General features: G+C 45.0%; 16 protein-coding genes and 2 pseudogenes. 10 read left to right on the top strand and 8 right to left on the bottom strand.

Going from position 1 to position 19,908, the window contains the following annotated elements; translation table 11 throughout:
• Positions 1–152 precede the first annotated feature (152 nt).
• Entirely contained in the window at positions 153–443 is a 291-nt protein-coding gene (gene catC, locus P253_RS04145; RefSeq protein WP_005178078.1) for a muconolactone Delta-isomerase, read from the bottom strand.
• Positions 444–454: 11 nt separating this feature from the next.
• Positions 455–1,564 (bottom strand): muconate/chloromuconate family cycloisomerase, encoded by a 1,110-nt coding sequence (locus P253_RS04140; protein ID WP_016658119.1) that lies wholly within the window; start codon positions 1,562–1,564, stop codon positions 455–457.
• A gap of 118 nt (positions 1,565–1,682) precedes the next feature.
• Between P253_RS04140 and P253_RS04135 the strand changes: the two genes are divergently transcribed.
• The 6 genes from P253_RS04135 to P253_RS04105 all read left to right on the top strand — a co-directional run bounded on the left by P253_RS04135 (position 1,683) and on the right by P253_RS04105 (position 9,987).
• Positions 1,683–2,597: a LysR family transcriptional regulator gene (locus P253_RS04135; protein ID WP_005178075.1), complete on the top strand. Its 915-nt coding sequence runs from the start codon at positions 1,683–1,685 to the stop codon at positions 2,595–2,597.
• Between the two features lie 291 nt (positions 2,598–2,888).
• Entirely contained in the window at positions 2,889–4,271 is a 1,383-nt protein-coding gene (locus tag P253_RS04130) for an aromatic acid/H+ symport family MFS transporter (RefSeq protein ID WP_005178072.1), read from the top strand.
• A gap of 106 nt (positions 4,272–4,377) precedes the next feature.
• Complete coding sequence (locus tag P253_RS04125) at positions 4,378–5,691, top strand: DcaP family trimeric outer membrane transporter (RefSeq protein ID WP_016658120.1); 1,314 nt, start codon at positions 4,378–4,380, stop codon at positions 5,689–5,691.
• 372 nt (positions 5,692–6,063) lie between these two features.
• Positions 6,064–7,086 (top strand): ferredoxin reductase, encoded by a 1,023-nt coding sequence (locus P253_RS04115; RefSeq protein ID WP_016658121.1) that lies wholly within the window; start codon positions 6,064–6,066, stop codon positions 7,084–7,086.
• 17 nt (positions 7,087–7,103) lie between these two features.
• Positions 7,104–8,267 carry a fatty acid desaturase family protein gene (locus P253_RS04110; RefSeq protein WP_016658122.1) on the top strand — a complete coding sequence of 388 codons (1,164 nt, stop codon included), beginning with the start codon at positions 7,104–7,106 and terminating at the stop codon, positions 8,265–8,267.
• 316 nt (positions 8,268–8,583) lie between these two features.
• On the top strand, positions 8,584–9,987 hold the full coding sequence (locus P253_RS04105; protein WP_035363023.1) for an iron-containing redox enzyme family protein: 1,404 nt from the start codon (positions 8,584–8,586) through the stop codon (positions 9,985–9,987).
• A gap of 98 nt (positions 9,988–10,085) precedes the next feature.
• Here P253_RS04105 and P253_RS15730 read toward each other — a convergent pair whose 3' ends face one another.
• From P253_RS15730 to P253_RS04090, 3 genes are all read right to left on the bottom strand, one after another.
• Entirely contained in the window at positions 10,086–10,250 is a 165-nt protein-coding gene (locus tag P253_RS15730) for a hypothetical protein (RefSeq protein WP_016658124.1), read from the bottom strand.
• A gap of 81 nt (positions 10,251–10,331) precedes the next feature.
• Entirely contained in the window at positions 10,332–11,213 is an 882-nt protein-coding gene (locus tag P253_RS04095; protein ID WP_228128862.1) for an SDR family oxidoreductase, read from the bottom strand.
• A 94-nt stretch (positions 11,214–11,307) separates the two neighbouring features.
• Complete coding sequence (locus P253_RS04090; RefSeq protein WP_016658126.1) at positions 11,308–11,547, bottom strand: DUF2171 domain-containing protein; 240 nt, start codon at positions 11,545–11,547, stop codon at positions 11,308–11,310.
• 659 nt (positions 11,548–12,206) lie between these two features.
• Here P253_RS04090 and P253_RS04085 point away from each other — a divergent pair.
• Positions 12,207–13,448: an MFS transporter gene (locus tag P253_RS04085; protein WP_016658127.1), complete on the top strand. Its 1,242-nt coding sequence runs from the start codon at positions 12,207–12,209 to the stop codon at positions 13,446–13,448.
• Between the two features lie 155 nt (positions 13,449–13,603).
• Here the strand turns inward: P253_RS04085 and P253_RS04080 are convergent.
• Positions 13,604–14,536: pseudogene (locus tag P253_RS04080) on the bottom strand (IS5 family transposase).
• Positions 14,537–14,935: 399 nt separating this feature from the next.
• Here P253_RS04080 and P253_RS04075 point away from each other — a divergent pair.
• Positions 14,936–15,415: pseudogene (locus P253_RS04075) on the top strand (KGG domain-containing protein); the annotation flags it as partial.
• Positions 15,416–15,657: 242 nt separating this feature from the next.
• Here P253_RS04075 and cynS read toward each other — a convergent pair.
• Positions 15,658–16,107 (bottom strand): cyanase, encoded by a 450-nt coding sequence (cynS, locus tag P253_RS04070; RefSeq protein WP_005178047.1) that lies wholly within the window; start codon positions 16,105–16,107, stop codon positions 15,658–15,660.
• A 292-nt stretch (positions 16,108–16,399) separates the two neighbouring features.
• Here cynS and P253_RS04065 point away from each other — a divergent pair, with 292 nt between their 5' ends.
• The gene (locus P253_RS04065) at positions 16,400–17,209 is read left to right on the top strand and encodes a formate/nitrite transporter family protein (protein WP_005178046.1); all 810 of its coding nucleotides are present in this window, start codon (positions 16,400–16,402) and stop codon (positions 17,207–17,209) included.
• Between the two features lie 62 nt (positions 17,210–17,271).
• The gene (locus P253_RS04060; protein ID WP_016658129.1) at positions 17,272–19,026 is read left to right on the top strand and encodes a bifunctional protein-serine/threonine kinase/phosphatase; all 1,755 of its coding nucleotides are present in this window, start codon (positions 17,272–17,274) and stop codon (positions 19,024–19,026) included.
• 131 nt (positions 19,027–19,157) lie between these two features.
• Here the strand turns inward: P253_RS04060 and P253_RS04055 are convergent, their stop codons facing one another.
• The gene (locus P253_RS04055; RefSeq protein WP_005177934.1) at positions 19,158–19,835 is read right to left on the bottom strand and encodes a type 1 glutamine amidotransferase domain-containing protein; all 678 of its coding nucleotides are present in this window, start codon (positions 19,833–19,835) and stop codon (positions 19,158–19,160) included.
• Positions 19,836–19,908: the final 73 nt, after the last annotated feature.

Raw genomic sequence — 19,908 nt, 5'->3', positions numbered from 1 at the left:
AATGTATGTATATAGTTGTCGTGGCTGCCTGAATGCTTGTTTGGCTGGCTGATCTGGCTGGCCACAATCCTTGTTTATTTACCCTTTGGATTTCTAAAGTCGCTACCCCGATAGCGGCTTTAAATTCTTAAAATACCGATATGAACTGTGAATCAGGTGTCATCATCACGGACAGAAGATGGGTGGCGGTTAAGCGCCATCACTTCAATATTCATGTATGGATACAACGGCAGACCTTGCAGCAGGTTGTGCAGTTCTTCGTTGCTCTCAACATCAAAAATACTGATGTTTGAATACTGGCCTGTAATGCGCCAGATATGACGCCATTTACCTTGGCGCTGTAATTCCTGCGAATATGCCTTTTCAACGGCTTTAATTTCATTAGCGCGTTCAGCTGGCATATCGAGTGGAATATTGACATCCATGCGTACGTGGAAAAGCATGTCTAGCTCCTTTATTGACGACGTAAGCGGTCAAGCTTGTCTTCATCCAGTTCAATACCTAAACCGGCAGTGGTTGGTAACACCAATTCAAAGTTTTGATATTGCAATGGTGTTTTTAAAATTTCTTCCGTCAGTAGCAATGGACCAAACAGTTCGGTGCCGTAAGCCAGGCTTTCAAAAGTCGAGAACACATGCGCTGAAGCAATGGTTCCTACCGGGCCTTCCAGCATGGTGCCGCCGTATAGGTCGATATTGGCCAGCTTGGCAATTTTGCCAACCTCACATCCTTCAATCAGGCCGCCGGACTGCGCCACTTTAACTGCAAAAACTGATGCGCCATTGTTACGGGCAATCTGGTAAGCGCTGTTTGGACCCATTAACGATTCGTCTGCCATAATGGCAATATCGAAACGGCGGGTGAGGCGACGCATCGCATCGAGGTTTTCAATGCCGCATGGCTGTTCAATCAGGTCAACACCGCCATCTTGCAGCAGCTGAATACCTTTAATGGCTTCAAGCTCTGACCAGGCACGGTTGACGTCAACACGAATAGAAACGTCTTTGCCTAATGCTTTTTTGATTGCCAGCACGTGTTCAACATCTTCTTCAACCGGACGAGAACCGATTTTCAGCTTGAACACATTGTGACGTTTGATTTCAATCATCTTCTGCGCTTCAGCGATGTCTTTTTCAGTATTGCCTGAAGCCAATACCCAAAGCACAGGAACGCTGTCACGTAAACGGCCACCAAGAATTTCACTCAGTGGTAAACCGAGGCGCTGTGCCTGAATGTCCAGTAAAGCAGTCTGGATGGCACATTTGGCAAAACGGTTGCCGTTAATATTCTTTTTCAGGGCGCGCATGGTTTGTGCAAAGTTCAAACCAGCCAATGTTTTTAGTAAAGGTGCGAAGTAAGTATCAATATTGGTTTTTACGCTTTCTGGGCTTTCTTCACCGTAGCCTAATCCACCAATTGTGGTTGCTTCGCCCCAGCCCACAAAACCATCGTCTGTGGAGATCTTTACCAATACCAGGGTTTGCGTCTGCATTGTCGCCACCGCCATTTTGTGTGGACGAATGGTCGGAATCTCGACAAGCATGGTTTCAATGGATTTATACATCACTTTACTCTTCGCAATCTTGCGTTGTGTATCTGATGTGATATACCTTAAAAGAATAGAAACGCACTGTCGAAGATCATTTTGGCATTTTATTATATTCTAAAGGTATGGAAAGGGTATGGAACTTAGACATCTCAGATACTTTGTTGCTGTGGTAGAAGAACAGAGTTTTACCAAAGCAGCTGAAAAACTGTTTATTGCGCAACCACCTTTAAGCCGTCAGATCCAAAATCTGGAAAGTGAGCTTGGAATTCAGCTATTTGAGCGCGGTAGCCGCCCATTACAGACCACTCCGGCAGGCCAATTTTTCTATCAGCATGCCGTAAAACTTTTGTCTAATGCGGAAGAGATCAAAACCATGACCAAGCGGGTGGGAATGGTCGAGAAAACCGTGACCATTGGTTTTGTGGGCTCTTTACTTTATGGTTTACTCCCCAGAATAGTCTATTTATTCCGCCAACAACATCCTAATTTAAAGATAGAACTGGTTGAAATGACCACCACCAACCAGATTCAGGCATTAAAAGAAGGTCGTATAGATGTCGGATTTGGCCGTTTACGCATTTCCGACCCGGCCATTCGACGTATTTTATTGCGTGAAGAACCGCTCATGGTGGCGGTGCATGACAGTCATCTATTTGCAACAAAGCGGCAGGGTATATACCTTTCAGATATTGTCGAAGAAAATATTTTTCTCTATCCAAACCATCCCAAACCGAATTTTTCGACCCAAGTGCGCGGCCTGTTTTCCGAATACAGTCTGGAGCCGCGCAGTTTAAAAGAAGTGCGTGAAATTCAGCTGGCTTTGGGGCTGGTAGCTGCCGGCGAAGGTATGTGTATAGTCCCGGAAAGCGCGCGTACCATACAGTTGCCGCATTTGAACTATATTCCTTTACTCGATGATGCTGCTAAAAGCCCGATTTTCCTGGCGATTCGCAGTATGGATGAAAGCGAAGATATCCGCTCACTGTTTGACAGTATTTATCAGGTCTATGATCTGGAAGCGATTAAATATGATCGTACTGTAATTTAAGGGCGTTGAAGTTTAGCTCTTTCCATCCTTTATATAGATAAAGTTGCAACAGGTCTGAACGGCGCGCTTTTGTTCAGACCTTTTTTTATGTTTCACAGCTTAAAAATAAACTTTAATTTATATTTCTTACATAAAGATAGATTGTTTAAAACATAAACAATTGTTTATAAAACTAATTTTTTCGCCTAACTTTTTAGGTATGAATATATATGCAATCGGTTTTGGACAAAAATAACGCATTGGGTCATTGTTTACAAAAATTTGGAAGGTTTCACAAGCAGGAGGCTTATCGTGAATACAACAGATTCAGTAAACATCAATACGGTGGTTGATAACGCGAAATTTACGCCATTTCACTGGGGCGTACTTTTATGGTGTTTATTAATTATTATCTTCGACGGCTATGACCTGGTTATTTACGGGGTGGCTTTACCACTATTGATGCAGGAATGGTCACTTGGTGCGGTAGAGGCAGGGCTATTGGCCAGTACCGCGCTGTTCGGGATGATGTTCGGTGCCATGAGTTTCGGAACGCTCTCCGATAAACTGGGCCGAAAAAAGACCATTATGATCTGTGTGGCCATTTTCAGTGGCTTTACCTTCCTGGGCGCTTTTGCCAGTAACCCGATTGAGTTTGGTATTTTACGTTTCCTTGCCGGTTTAGGTATTGGCGGTGTGATGCCAAACGTGGTGGCATTAATGACTGAATACGCGCCAAAACGGATTCGGAGTACTCTGGTTGCCGTGATGTTCAGTGGCTATGCCATTGGCGGGATGACCTCTGCCTTGTTAGGTGCATGGCTGGTGGCAGATTATGGCTGGAAAATCATGTTCTACCTAGCCGGTACACCATTATTGCTGTTACCGCTGCTGTGGAAATTCTTGCCAGAATCCCTGATGTTCCTCACCAAAAAAGGTGAAACAGAACAGGTCCGCACCTTTGTACAGAAAATTGCTCCAGAACAGAATATTGCGCCAAATACCCAGTTTGTGCTGAATGAAGTGATGGCCGGTGATGAAGCCCCATTACGTGCACTGTTCCAGCAAGGTCGTACCTTCAGTACCTTAATGTTCTGGGTTGCGTTCTTCATGTGTCTGTTAATGGTCTATGCATTGGGCAGCTGGTTACCAAAACTGATGATTCAGGCCGGTTATTCACTCGGTGCAAGTATGCTGTTCCTGTTCGCGCTGAATATTGGCGGTATGGTCGGTGCAATTGGTGGCGGTGCCTTGTCAGATCGTTTCCATCTGAAACCGGTATTGACCATTATGTTCACCGTGGGGGCAATTGCGCTAATCCTGCTTGGCTTTAACAGTCCACAGCCAGTGCTGTATACCTTAATTGCCATTGCCGGTGCAGCCACCATTGGATCACAAATTTTACTATATACTTTCGTCGCACAGTTTTACCCGACTACAGTACGTTCAACCGGTATGGGTTGGGCCTCTGGAATTGGCCGGATCGGCGCGATTGTCGGGCCTGTGCTGACTGGTGCACTGCTGACTTTAAACCTGCCACACCAGATGAATTTCATGATGATTGCCATCCCTGGTCTAATTGCAGCCGTAGCGATCTTTATGGTAAATCTGAAAGTCTCGGTAGATGGTGCCAAAGCCAAGCAGGAAAGCTTCGCCAACAGCAATGTCAAAGCAGTCAAAAGCTCTGCACATTAATCTCTGAGCAAACCGCTAGCTTGAGTTCTTCAGGCTAGCCAAACTTTAAAACAATGAAACTTTGTCAGGAACGACAAAAACGGATAGTCACAGGATAAGTGTGCCCATGAAAACAATGATGATCAAACCTTTAGTAATTGCTGTCGGTTTAACAATGAGTGTAATGGCCAATGCGCAAAGCAGCCAGGAAGTTGAGCAGCTTCGTCAGGAAGTGCAACAACTGAAAGCACTTGTTCATCAATATGCTCAACAAAATCAAACGGTTCAAGCGAATTTAAACCAACTTGCCAATACTGCGGTACAACCACCTGTTGCACAAAAAGCCAGCACTGAAAAGCGCGGCTTGGGTATGACGCTGGGTAATGCTGAATTTAACCTGTATGGAAACGTCCGTATGGATGGTTCTTATCAGGTTGAGGGCAGTAGCCGAGATTTGCCATATAACCATATTAATGCCGTAGCGTTAGAAGGCAATAATGAAAGTAGTGATCGTTTAAGATCAACGCTTTCTGCTACACGTTTAGGTTTGGATTTCAAAAGCCCTGTGGGTGATCAAGACGTAAAAGGTAAAATTGAAGTCGACTTCTTGGGCGGTTCAAATTTTGATAACTTACGTATTCGTCATGCTTACTTAAATTATAGTAACTGGTTAATTGGTCAAACCTGGTCTAACTTTGCGGTACCGGATTATATGCCGGAAACAGTCGATGCTTTGGCCTATGCCGGTGGCGCAGTTAAACGTACCCCGCAAGTGCGTTATACCGCGAAATTCAGCCCGCAAACCAATCTGGTGGTGGCTGCTGAAGACCCAAAAGATAACAGCATCACCCAGCGTTTACCGGCTTTAACTGTGCGCTTAAATCATCAGTTCGCCGATAACATGAGCGTGAGCGCACGTGCCATGGGCCATGAAAAACGCATCAATTCTGATGAAGAAATGGCGTGGGGTGTGGGCTTGGGCGCTAAATATGATGTGACCCCAAGCACGACTTTAAAAGCGGACTACTACCATGTGAAGGGTGATAGCAGCTTTGTGTCTTTTGCCAATACCGGCACCATCCAGGGTGCAAACGGTCTGGAGCAAAGCGAGTTTGATTCGATTACGGTCGGTCTGACCCAGAAGTTTAATGAAAAACTGCGCGGCACAGTGGGTTATGGCTATATGAGCTTTGATAATGATCAGAACTATAAAAATGCCTTGATTGCTTCAACACCGGCAACAGAGACACAGTCTAATGCAACTAGAGCCAACAAAGACTTATGGCAGGCATGGGCCAACGTGTTTTATAGTCCGATCAAGCCGGTTAGCTTAGGTCTGGAATATGTCTATGGTGAACGTACAGCTTTAGAAGCAGCAACGAATGGCAGTAATAAAGGTGAAGATAACCGTATTAATATGGTGGCCATCTATAACTTCTAATTACACGCTATAGATTAAAAAAGCCAGAAGGACACTTCTGGCTTTTTTGGTTTTAGACTTTTTTTGGACTTAAGTCTAATGTGGGGGCAATTACAGCAAAAATATCAGGCATTTTCACCAAGTCTGACAAAAGCATACGACATTTTCATGAAAAATCCTGCGCCTGCACAAAAGCAAATCAGAACAATAAAACTTCTCCCATCGAAGTTGGGACCGAAAAAGTGCAGAATCTTGTCAGACAAAACCAGCTAAAACATAAGGAAAAGACAAGTTTTGTCCTGCATTCACATGGAATCGAGATCATGAATCTATATAGTGGGCATGAACATTAAAAAAAGAACATCCGTTCACTGAAAAAATCATGAGGCCGCTATGAGCACTTCTGTAGAGTATAAACCCGAGTGGATTCGAGAAGATTTTATTGATTTTATTGCAGAAAAAATAAATCCAGTCTGGGCATTGAAAAAAGTCAAAGCCTACGTTGTTGAAATTCAGGCATTAAGTCCAGACTTTTATAAAATTCATTTACGTCCCAACCAGAATTTTCAGGCACAGCGTTTTCAGGCCGGACAAAGTATTCTGATCACGCTGGCGATGAATGGGGTCCGCCAGCAGCGCAGCTATTCCATTGTCACTTTGCTCGATAACGGCGATGTGATTCTGGCCATCAAACGGCAAGGCAAAATGTCCAATGCCTTGACCCGGTTACCGGCAGGGGCTGTGGTGGAGCTGTCCCAGCCGCAGGGCAATTTTGTGCTGCCGGCACAAGTTCCATCTTTATGTTTTATTGCATCGGGCAGTGGGATTACCGCCATTTATTCCTTATTACAAAAAGCCGTGGTCAGCTCGACCCAGCCGATAGACCTGCTGTATTTCACCCGGGATGATGCCTTCCATGCCGAAATTAAAACCCTGGCGCTGATGTATCCGCATTTTAAATATCATCATTTTAATACCGTAGAACAGCGTCAGCATTTGTCTTTGGCCTTACTGCAAAACACGGTCGAGCAACTGGGTGAGCGACATATTTATGCTTGTGGTTCAGCCTCGATGATGCAGGCCGCCCAGCAGATTTGTCAGCAGCTGGATTTAAGCGAGCAGTTTCATTCCGAGTATTTTCAAATGACCGCAGATGAAACTCTGGAGGCGCAGCCGGTGCAGTTCTTGCGCTCGCAGCAGGATTTTCAGGCCAACAGCAATTTGCTGGACAGTGCCGAAGCCGCCGGGTTAAGACCGGCCCATGGCTGTCGCATGGGAATCTGCAATACCTGTTCCTGTACCAAAGTCAGCGGCAGCGTGCGTAATCTGCTGACCGGTGAAATTGACCATAACCATAATACCCAAATCAAACTTTGCGTGACGCAGGCAATCAGTCCTGTCGTGATTAACTTATAATCTGGAGGGAACATCACATGAATATGCCTGCCGCGTTACATCCGAACAGCAAGTCAAAATATTTAACCGAGGCTCAGATTCAGGAATTTGGTGCCAAAGTGGAAGTCATCCGCCGTGAAGTCATGGACGATCTGGGGGAAAAAGATGCCCAGTATATTTATAAAATCCGTAATTTTGTCCGCTATAGTGAAATTGCCTCACGTGGGATGCTGATGTTTGGCGGCTGGATTCCGCCAGTATGGTTATTGGGGACTGGTTTACTCGGATTATCCAAAATTGTTGAAAATATGGAGCTGGGTCATAACGTCATGCATGGCCAGTTTGACTGGATGAATGATCCGACCCTGAACGGTGCCAGTTATGACTGGGACACCATTGCCACCGGAGACGACTGGAAATATACCCATAACTATATTCATCACACCTATACTAATATTGTCGACAAAGACCACGATGTCGGCTATGGCTTGCTACGGGTTAGCGAAGCACAAAAATGGGAACCGCGTTTTTTGATGAATATTCCGCTGGCCATTCAGCTGATGGTATTTTTTGAATGGTATGTGGGGCTGCAACGTCTGCATTTAGAAGATGTACTGGTTTATAAAACCAAAACCTGGAAACAGGTCTGGGATGAAGCGGCCGGTTTAAGAAAGAAAATGCGCCGTCAGGTGGTCAAAGATTATGTCTTTTTCCCGCTGCTTGCCGGGCCAAATGCCATTCCGGTTTTTGCCGGCAATGCTGTCGCCAATGTGATTCGCAGCCTGTGGGCATCCGCGGTGATCTTTAACGGCCATTTCACTGAAGATGCGGAAAATTTTGAAGCCGACAACACCGAAAATGAAAGCCGGGCTGAATGGTATATCCGCCAGATTCGCGGTTCGAGTAATTTTAGTGGCACCCAGTGGCTGCATATTTTAAGTGGAAATTTAAGCCATCAGATTGAGCACCATTTATTTCCGGATATGCCGGCCAACCGTTATGCCGAAGTAGCGCCAAAAATTAAAGCGCTGTGTGCAGAATATGGTATTCATTATAATGAAGCCAATTTTATCCAGCAGTTTTCCAGTGTCTGGGTGCGTCTGGCCAAGTGTTCGGTGCCAAATCACTGGCAGGACAAAATCGGGCAGGGCGGTCACCTGATTCGTACCTGTCTGGCCCAGCTGAAAGCCAAATTCCAGTAACAGCAGATTTTAGCCAGCTTTTATAAGACCAGAAGATAAGATGTCTTTTGGTCTTTTTTATTTTGCATAACTGCTGCATTTTTTACTCAAGACTCAAACTTGAGTGCAACAGCGCTACAGGAGCATGAGCTATTTTTACAGAAAAAACGCCCGGTCTTGCCGATTATGTAACTGAATTATCTTTATAAGTTTATGATATCTATGAGCTTTATTTTTGAGCAGCTGGCAAGTTAACGTGGTTTAACAAAACTGAACTATGGTGATTTTGGCGAATCTCCTAAGCTGGTTTGAGTGAAAAATAATGGAAAATAACAAGATGTCAGTTGTCTCTCAGAACAGTTATCGCCCCTTAAAACTCGAACGACAAAAAAGCTATCGGGAGCTGTTTCATTTCTTTCTGGATGAAAGCACGCCAGCACCAGAAAAAGAAAAGCTTTCGGCCCAGCTTTTACAGCGCGAGCTTCACCAGATAGATCCCCCATCTATTCCTTTACCCGATGAGCCAGTCCAGATCAAAGACTGGCTTTTTCAGCAGAATATGCAGAATTGTGAACGCTATCAGCAGTATTTAAGCCGGCGTCAGGCTGGTGGTCAGCGTGAATACTTTCAGCATGTAGCAGCAGCCTATGACTTTCTGGTGAAAGTCGCGCCAGTAAAATATGTCGATGGTTCCTGGCTGTATAGCACCTTAAAACATTGGTCTGATCCGAATTTTCAGCATCTGATCATGATTTATCTGGAAGAGCTGGGCCTCGGTTCAGCCAAAGCCAATCACGTGTCGATGTATCAGCAATTGCTCAGCAGTCTGAATCTGCAAGATCTGGTCGAAGGACTGGAAGATGAATACTATTATCAGCCCGTGGTACAACTGGCGCTGGCCTATGCACCGCAGCAATATCTGCCGGAAGTGATTGGTTTTAATTTAGGCTATGAACAGTTGCCGCTGCATTTGCTGATCAGTAATTATGAACTGGCCGAGCTGGGGCTGGATCATCAGTATTTTAATGTGCACATTACCATTGATAACCTGGACAATGGTCACGCGCATCGTTCAGTCGCTGCGCTGGAATATGCCTATAGTCAGGCCGCCAATAAAACAGAGTTTATTGAAAAACTGAAACGTGGCTATGCCCTGAATGATGTTGGCCTAGGCTCTACGGAAATTATTAAAAACAGTGATTTAACCCCGCTGATTGAAAAGATTTTCAAGAAAAAAGCTGTGGTCGGCAAGTTGATTCATAATAACCGTTGCCGCTTTGCCCAGGCATCGGTGAATGAATGGCTCAGCAATGACCAGAAAGTGGTTGAGTTCCTTCAGATGTTACAGGATAAACAGTGGATTAAACGCGGCCAGCATCCGAGTGAAAGCCGCTTCTGGCAGCTGATTCACAATGAAGAAGGTAAAATGTTTGGGGTGTTTTCAGTCGCTGAACAGCAGATTATTTATGACTGGATTGCCCAAGCCTATACCGAACGCCGTGCGCCGTTTAAGGCAGTAACCCCGGTGCAGCAGGCCGATGATTATATTGTCGATTATTTCAATTCAAGCGAACAGCAGGCCTTGCAGCAGCAATTAAAACTGGCGCGTAGCGCGGAAGAAAAAATCAATCTGCTATTGCCTTACTTGGCGCCGCATCAGCATCATAATCCCACTGGTTTATGGGCCACGCGTCAACTGACCCAGTTTTTATTCCCGCAGGCGCTGCAGCAGATTCAATAAAATTTGATGACTACTTGTCATCACCTAACAAAATGCCAATCCTAAGGATTGGCATTTTTATAGAAGTTTAAAAGGGTTCCAGCAGAACAGAAGGGCATTTAGTGGGATTTCTTTTTACCGCCGCCATCCTGTTTATTGACGGTAGACCAGCCAATGCGTTCTGCTTCTTCTTCGGAATGGCCTCGCTCTTTTTCCGATTCAATAATATGGCGGGCCTGACGTTTCTGCTTGTCGGTATAGGCCGACTTATCACCTCTAGACATCAGTTTCACTCCTGTATAGATATGCATGTTTCAATAAAACTCAAAATGTTATCTACATTGCTTGTGTGCCTTTAAATGCCGTTAACCATTGACAATGGTACCGCCATTGACATGAATCACCTGACCGGAAATATAGCTGGCTTCATCGGAGGCTAAAAACAGATAAGCTGGCGCAACTTCACTTGGCTGACCCATACGGCCCATGGGGGTATCTTCACCAAAACCTTTTAGCTGTTCTTCATCAAAACTGCTTGGAATTAACGGCGTCCAGATTGGGCCGGGTGCGACACCATTCACCCGAATCCCGGTTTTATTTTTTAGCAGGTTGGTCGACAGGCTACGGGTAAAGGCAGTAATAGCCCCTTTGGTACTGGCATAATCAATGAGCTCATTATGGCCCTGATAGCTGGTGATACTGGTGGTATTGATAATACTGTCACCGGGCTGCATTTGAGGAATGAGTAACTGGGTCACATAAAACAGCGGGTAGAGGTTGGTTTCAAAGGTTTTATGCAGCTGTTCGGGATTAATATCCTCAATGGTTTTTTGTGGATATTGTACGGCGGCATTATTGACCAAAATATTAATATGCGGAAATTGCTGCAAAGCCAGATCGACCATCTGCTGTACTGCCGCATGCTGGCGCAGGTCACACTGAATCAGCAGACATTGACGACCTTCCTGCTCGACTAGACGCTTGGTGTCTTGCGCATCCTGATCTTCTTCTAAATAGGGAATAATAATATTGGCACCTTCGCGGGCAAACAGCACTGCCACGGAGCGGCCGATGCCGCTATCACCGCCGGTAATTAAGGCCACCTTGTCTTTGAGTTTTTGACTGCCCTGATAATTGCTTTTAATAATTTCAGGTTCGGGCGTCATTTTATATTGCACACCAGGCTGATGCTCCTGTTTCTCTTGCGGAGATGGGCTGTCAGGATAATGATTCATGGAGTTCTCCAAGTTTTTGGGTCGATTTATTGTTTTGCTCAGTCAGATGATGAAGCTATCAGCAATAAAAAAAGCACGAATCTGAGCAGATCGTGCTTTTTAGAATTTATACCACTTCCCACTGACTGGTGACTTCTTCAGAATTCTTGTTCAGGATAATCTGGTTGCCACGAATTTCTTCCACCCAAGAGGTCGGAATGTAATGGTGCATGCCATCGCCAGAATCCTGCTTGGTTAGTTTGATTTTGTCGCTGCCTTCCAGATGATCGACCGTACCAATATGGGTGCCACAGGAGGCAATAACTTCGCTATGTTTCTGAATGTCATTTAAATTAATATCAGCCATTTTTATTACTCCAATTCAGATGAAATAAATATCTTTATTTAATTTAAACGCCTTAAAGAGATAAAAATAGCTTTATTTAAAATCGAAACAACTTCGCCATAGAGTATAACAATTTACTACATGCAGATATATATTACACATTATGAAATATCTAAATTATTGAAGCTAAATTTAAATTAATTAAAGCTATTTTTATATTGAAATAGATGAGTTGAGATAATTAAAACTAATATATTTATAAATCTCATTTTATTATTTTTAAATAAAAACTATAAACTACAAAGGAGCTCTAGTTACTTATTGGTTTAAACGCTTAATCCTGCATCAGCTAGATGGTTGAGCGGTCGAAATAATCAAAACTGAAAGGGCAGGGCTGTGTATCTGTATGTAAGCCAATTTTCAGGTAATCACTAAAACTCATTAAACTGATTGAATAAAACAATCAACCTATTAAGCATTTGTTTTTAAATGATTATATAAAAATATTGCAGCTGGAATTTTTCAAAAAAACGAGAAAAATGAAGTACTTTTTGTCATTACAAAATTGTTTGTAAAATAGACAAAAAAGGGCTGTACATTGCTGTGAATTGTGTATAATTCCGCCAACAAAAGCCCCTGCAAGTTTATAGATTTTTCTATAAGTGTGCAGGGGTTTTTCTATGGACAATTTTTTGGAATGGGATGCCCTGTTTTTAGAAGGTGGCACATACATGTTGTTTTCCAAAACCACAGTCGTCGATGCATCTGCCCAGCTCAATGCACAAGGTCTGGCAACCAAACTCAGCTTTTTTGGTCTGGGTTTAAGTACGGCATCTTGGGCACCGCTCATTCCATTTGCACAACAACGTCTTTCTTTAAACCATGCAGACTTTGGCCTGTTGCTACTCTGTATGGGGATTGGATCGATGCTGGCCATGCCTGCGGCCGGTCTGTTAATCCAGCGTATTGGCTGCCGTATTTTAATCGGGATTGCGCTGGTTGCAGCGATGATCATTTTGCCGTTACTGACGGTATTTGGTACTGCCTTAAGCATGGCAATTGTGCTGTTTATCTTTGGGACCGCGGTGGGTGCATTTGGGGTGGCCATTAATTTACAGGCGGTGATTGTTGAAAAGAACAGCCTGAAAAATATGATGTCCAGCTTCCATGGTATGTGCAGTCTGGGCGGTTTACTTGGTGTGCTGACTGTGACTGTGCTGCTGTCATTGGGTGTTTCACCGCTAATGAGCGCTTTAATCATGAGCGCGGTGCTGGCCTTTATTGCCATTCTGGCCGTTCCCAACAGCCTGTCTGAAATTGAGAAAAAATCAGACACAGCCCCAGAAGACACCGCACCATCAGCGAAGCAGAAATTTCGCCCAAGCCCGATGATTCTGTTAATTGGTTTGGTCTGTTTTATTGCCTTTTTATCAGAAGGCTCAGCAATGGACTGGAGCGGGATTTATCTGGTCAGCAACTTTGGGATGGACGCTTCTTTTGCCGGTCTGGCCTATACCTTCTTTGCCATTACCATGACCATCGGCCGTTTTTCTGGACGTCGCTTACTAAGAATGTGGGGCGAGAAAAACATCATCACCTATAGCGCGCTGTGTGCGGCCTTGGGTCTAGGGATTATTGTGATGGCGCCGCACTGGGCAGTAGTCCTGCTGGGCTATGCCTTACTCGGTTTTGGCTGTTCCAATATTGTGCCGGTGATGTTCTCCCGTGTTGGCCGTCAGAACATTATGCCTAAAGCGGCTGCTTTATCGCTGGTATCGACCATTGCCTATAGCGGTTCATTAAGTGGCCCGGCGCTGGTCGGTTTCTTAAGTGAAGCCATTGGCCTGAGCACCGTCTTTGCGCTGGTGGCCTTATTGCTGCTGTCGATTGCTGTCTTAAACCGCTTTACCCAGGTCGACTAAATCGGACATTCACTTACTTATCTGTGTCTTCCTTTTTTGCCAGTCAGCGCTCACTGACTGGCTTTTTTTATATTTAAGCAGCAATAACTAAGACAATAAAAAGGGCTTTGTTGCACAAAGATTTGAAATGCAAAGCGCCCCTAATTGAGCCAAATTTAAGGCGTAACTTGGGTAAGTGGTCGACCTAATTCCGTAAATCTGTTGAGGACTGCTACACGTGCATGAATCTCATTCACCTGACTAGGAAAGCTTCTTGCCATTAATTTATCGCCTAATAATTTGATGCAATGCATCTTGGTTTCCACCAAACTGCGGCGATGATAGCCTGACCATTTTTTCCATAGTGTCCTGCCTAAACGTTTAACTGTTCGAAGTAATTCATTTCGCTCTAGCGAGCTACTCTTTGTATCTTTCCATGGTTTCGCATTTTTTCTAGGTGGAATCACCGCATGCGCTTGCCGATCTGCAATGACCTGACGGCATTGCTTGGTGTCATAAGCTCCATCGGTATAAACAGAGTCAATCTGCTCATCTTGTGGAATCTGATTAAGTAAATCACCAAGCACCTGTGAATCACTGACATTATTGGTTGTAAGCTGAACTGCTCGTATTTGTAGGGTTTTAGCATCTATACCAATATGAAGTTTACGCCATTGGCAACGATATTCAGGTCCATGTTTCTTGCGCTTCCATTCGCCCTCACCTAGAAACTTCATGCCTGTAGAGTCCATGAGTAGATGCAGCCCATCGCTACTTTTTTGGTAGCTGATTACAATATCAATATGCTTTTGTCTTCTACAAAGCGTGGTGTAATCTGGAGCTATCCAATTTAATCCGCAAAGTTTAATCAGACTTTGCACAAAGCCAGTGACCATACGTAAAGACAGACGGAATAAGGATTTAATCATTAAGCAGCATTGGATGGCTGCGTCGGAGTAGGTTTGATTTCGCCCTTGTTTGCCTTTTGATGGTGCATACCATTGCGTAGCAGGATCAAACTAAATGGCAATATTTCCGCGACTCATGAGTGCTCGGTTATATGCGGGCCAATTGGTTGTACGGTAGATTTTGTGTGTAGGCTTCTTCATTTGAAAATTATATCGCTGAAAAAGCCTTTACAGATAGGTTTGTGCAACAAAGCCAATAAAAAGTGAAATCAAGGGACTAGAGAATATATTTAAAATTTATAGAATCTATTTAAATATTATTTATTTTTAGAATAATAAACTACCTTATCTTAACGCGTCTATTATTTAATTTTGTAAATAAAAACAGCTGAAATATAAAAATAGTAAAAAATTTAAAAAGATATTTAAAGGAATAAAATTTTACTATTTTAAATACAGCCTGTTAATTTTTTAAAATAAAAAAGACCTGCTACATTCCAATGATCTGAAACAAAGCGCGGCTGTTTATTTTAATTTTCACTCTTATCTTAAAAGAGTCGCAACATCGACAACCAAAATAAATAACAGGAAGGGTTAATCATGGCCAATACACGTAATGAGGGTACTTCAAATCGTGTATTTGCGAGTATGGATCCAGATGAACAAAGAGAAATTGCCAGTCGTGGCGGGCGTGCAGCCCATGCCAGCGGCAATGCGCATGAATTTACATCCGAAGAAGCGCGTGAAGCCGGCCGCGCAGCCCATGCCAGTGGCAATGCACATGAGTTTACGTCAGAAGAAGCACGCCGTGCCGGCGCCAGAAGTCATATAAACGACGACAATCGCCGTGGTCGTAACCGCGATGACGATGATGACGACGACGATTACCGCGGTCGTGACAGAGGTCGTGGTCGCAGCCGTGACGACGATGATGATGACGACGATTATCGCGGACGTGGCCGAGGTCGTGGTCGTAGCCGTGATGACGATGATGATGACGACGATTACCGTGGCCGTGGCAGAGGTCGTGGTCGTAGCCGCGATGACGATGATGACGACGACGATCGCCGTGGCCGCAGCTCATCTTCCAGCACGCTAAAACGCGACCGTTATGGACGCTTTACCTCGGACTAGTACAGCTTGCTAAAAAACATAGGCTTAATCTGACCGGATAAAACAGCAATCGTTTTTGTCCGGGTAGATTAAGCCTATTTTTATGGGGGAATGAATGTGGTTTTGATCTTTACTTGATCATCTTTATGAATAAGGTAAGCGCAGATTTTTGTGATTGCTTAGAGTTTTAAGCTCAACACAAACTCATCTTAATAGGATTTATAGGGCAAAAATTTCCCGGATAGCACCACATTTACCCGGTCGCCATTTTCATGGCTTTCCCGTTGAATATCCATACTAAAATCAATTGCGCTCATAATCCCGTCGCCAAATTCTTCATGAATCAGCTCTTTAATGGTAGAACCATAGACATTTACCACTTCATACCAGCGGTAAATTAAAGGATCGGTCGGAACGCTGGTCGGCAGGGAGCCTTTATACGGCACAATCTGTAGCCAGGCCACGGCTTCATCACTCAGGTTAAATATCTGACCAATTTTTTCGGCCTGTTCCTTATTCAAGGCCATTTGCCCCAAACAGGCTGCCGTCACCCATTCTTTGGATAAACCAATTTCCTGCGCCACACTGGACCACTGAATATTGTTCAGTACCTTGGCAGATAAAATCATGTCTGTCACTTGTTGGCGGTGGCTAATCATATCTATTTCCTCAACTGCTTATGGCTAAAACACTGAGAAGGGAAAAGCACAATGTATGCCAGCTTAAAATCAGCTCAGATCTTGAATCTGCCTGTGGCGTAAATTCATCTTTCACCAAAAGTTGGTACGTTCCTTGCTGTATCTCCACTGAACTGATGGCAATGACGCCATAAATTTTTAAAACATGTTAGATGGTTCAGGCAATGGCGCCTAAGACGTGAAAGTCGTCTTGGGCGCTTTTTATTTGCAAATCATCTCACCGCTAAATTTCAATCGTTGAGGGGTACTCGCAATGGCTTATCTTGCACCTTCCGAATTTGCAACCAAAGTTGTGGATGCAGGTGAATCGAAACTACATATGGCAAACCGTGATGTGCTGATCCGCGCCACCATGGCCGGGGCTATTCTGGCGCTGGCAGCGGTTTTTGCAGTCACCATTGCAGTGCAAACCGGCGTGCCTTTAATTGGTGCATTATTATTCCCGGTGGGCTTTTGTATGCTGTATCTGCTGGGCTATGACCTGCTGACCGGGGTATTTGTCCTGACGCCATTGGCCTGGCTGGATAAACGTCCGGGCGTGACCTGGGCCAGAATCCTGAAAAACTGGGGCGTGGTCTTTGTCGGTAACTTCACTGGTGCGCTGATTGTGGCGGTGATGATGGCAGCGGTCTATACCTACGGCTTTTCGACCGAACCAAACAAGGTCGGTCTGGCGATTGCACATATTGGTGAAGACCGGACGCTAGGCTACAAAGAATATGGCGTAGCTGGCTGGATCACGATTTTTATTCGCGGCATGTTGTGTAACTGGATGGTGTCGCTTGGCGTGATTGGCGCGATGATGTCGACCACCGTTAGTGGCAAGTTTATTGCGATGTGGATGCCGATCATGCTGTTCTTTGCCATGGGCTTTGAACACTCGGTGGTGAATATGTTCCTGTTCCCGTTCGCGATGATGATGGGCGGCGATTTCTCGGTGATGGACTACTTTATCTGGAATGAGTTACCGGTAGCACTGGGTAATTTGGTGGGTGGTTTGGCTTTAACTGGTCTTGCGCTTTATACCACGCATGTCCGCACTGCACCAAAACGTGAGTTCTAAGTTTTAAGCCCACAGGATGAATTTTGGAATCAGGGAAGATTCCAGCCAGTTGAGATCAGCGCATGTCCACTTTGCCATCTTCACACCAGACTTCACTTCAAATTCGGCTTGGGCAATATAGTTCTGCCGGCCGCAAAGAGAGCAATCAGGATTTTCATGGTGCGGCTGTTCCGGAGGGCTATCTGGCACAGCAAAAGGGCATTGCCTGCGCCATTGCCGATGGCATTAGCAGCAGCAATGTCAGTCATATCGCCAGTGAAACCGCTGTGTCCAGTTTTCTGGCCGATTACTTTTCGACGCCCGATTCCTGGAGCGTCAAAACTTCGGTCGACCGGGTGATTCGTGCCACCAATTCCTGGCTCTATGCCCAGACCCAGCAAAGTCAGAGCCGTGTCGATAAAGACCGCGGCTATGTCTGCACTTTTAGCGCGCTGGTATTCAAACATGAAACTGTACATCTGTTTCATATTGGTGATGCCCGTATTTACCGCTTGCGTGAGCAACAGCTGGAACAGCTCAGTGTCGATCATCGGGTCTGGTTATCTTCCCGGGAAAGCTATTTAAGCTGGGCTTTGGGCGTGGCGCAGAAAGTAGAGGTGGATTATTTAAGTCTGCCGTTGGCACAGGATGATATTTTCCTGTTGATGACCGATGGTGTATATGAATATCTGTCGGACAGCCAAATTATCGAGGCACTTCACAGCCCCGAAACTTTAGATCTTGACCAGGTAGCAGAAATGCTGGTCCATCTGGCCGATGCGCAGGGCAGTCCTGACAATTTAACCCTGCAAATTGTGCAGGTACAGCAGCTGCGACAACAGGCCCAGTCACAATTTCAGCCAAGTCACAACCAGCTAAGTCTGGCCCCGGATTTAAGCATAGGTCAGCAGTTTGAAGGCTACCGGATTCAAAATGTACTGCACCAGAACCATCGTAGCCGTTTATATCTGGCCTGGGATGAGACGCGGCAGCAGCAACTGGTCATTAAAATTCCAGCACTGGACTTAACTCAGGATGCGCAAGCGCTGGAGCGTTTTCTACTGGAAGAGTGGGTAGCAAAACGGATTCAGCATCCACAGGTGTTAGCGGCCTATCCGCATCAGCGCAGTAAATCTTATTATTTTCAAACCTATGAATATTTATCTGGCCAGACCTTAAATACATGGTTGCATCAGCAACGCCAGCCGATTGCGCTTGAAACCGCCATCCAGATTACGGAACAGATCATTAAAGGTTTGCAGGCTTTTCACCGGCTGGACATGCTGCATCAGGATATTCGCCCTGAAAATATCATGCTGAATGCACAGTTAGAGCTAAAACTGATTGATTTTGGTGCAACCCTGGTCAAGGGGATTTCCGAATCACAGCCGCAACATGCCGCGGCTTTGGGCACCTTGGCCTTTATGGCGCCGGAATATTTTTGCTCGCGGCCGGTTTCCACCCGTTCAGACCAGTTTTCACTGGCCGTGGTACTGTATTATGTACTTAGCAAACAGTTACCCTATGGCACCGAACTGGCGCGTTGTCAGACGTTAAAACAGCTAAAAACGGTGCGTTATCATTCAATTTTAGAATATCGGCCAGATATTCCGGTGTGGATTGATGGAGCCTTGCATAAGGCCTTGGCCCTGATGCCAAATGAACGTTATGAGGTATTGTCAGAATTTCTGTATGACCTTAAGCATCCTAACCGGTATTTTTTAAAGCCGGTTCATTCTTCCTTGCTGGATAAAAATCCTGTTAGATTCTGGCAGGCGGTTTCAGCTATGTTATTTTTATGCTTGCTGTTGTCTTTGGCGTTGATGTTTAATGTTTAGACATCAGCTGGCTTGAACCGGTGGGCATCATTCTTCAAGAGTTGTTCAATCCGAACAATTTAAAAACTCCTGAATAATCCATTCAGGAGTTTTCTATTAAGCACAAAAAGCGATGACGTCGATGACTATGCTTATTTCGAGAATTTCAATAATGCTTCTGCGGTCGCCTCTGAGGATGCCGGATTCTGTCCGGTAATCAGCAAACCATCTTGCTGTACATGCACCTGCCAGTCCTCAGCTTTTGAATATTGTCCGCCGTGTTCTTTCAGCATATCTTCAACTAAAAAGGGCACAACATTGGTCAGCCCAACCGCATCTTCTTCTGTATTACTAAAACCGGTCACAGTCTTGCCTTTGACCAATGGTTGGCCATCCTGTGCTTTGACATGACGTAATACTCCCGGCGCATGGCAGACCAACGCCACCGGTTTATTGGCTTGCAATGTTTGTTCAATCAAAGAGATAGAATCCGGGTCTTCAGCCAAATCCCATAAGGGTCCATGACCGCCCGGATAAAACACGGCATCAAAATCGGCAATCGACACCTCACTGAGTTTGCGTGTCTGCGCCAGATCTTGCATGGCGGCGGTATCCGCCTTAAAACGCTCGGTGGCTTTGGTCTGAGCATCGGGTTCATTACTTTTGGGATCAAGAGGCGGTTGACCACCTTTAGGAGAGGCCAAGGTCACCTCGGCGCCAGCATCAACAAAAGCATAATAAGGGGCGGCCAGTTCTTCCAGCCAGAAACCGGTCTGTTTGCCTGTATCACCCAGACGGTCATGAGAGGTCAGCACGATGAGAATCTTCATATCATTTTCCTGAATGGTTCATATTATTCGGTTCATCGGCTGTTAATTTAGCAAGCGTAATGGGCGCTAAGTG

This window comes from Acinetobacter indicus CIP 110367, from assembly GCF_000488255.1.
GTDB classification, from domain to species: domain Bacteria; phylum Pseudomonadota; class Gammaproteobacteria; order Pseudomonadales; family Moraxellaceae; genus Acinetobacter; species Acinetobacter indicus.
Note: the sequence above shows the minus strand (reverse complement) of the source record. Positions and strands in the feature narration are given on the sequence as shown.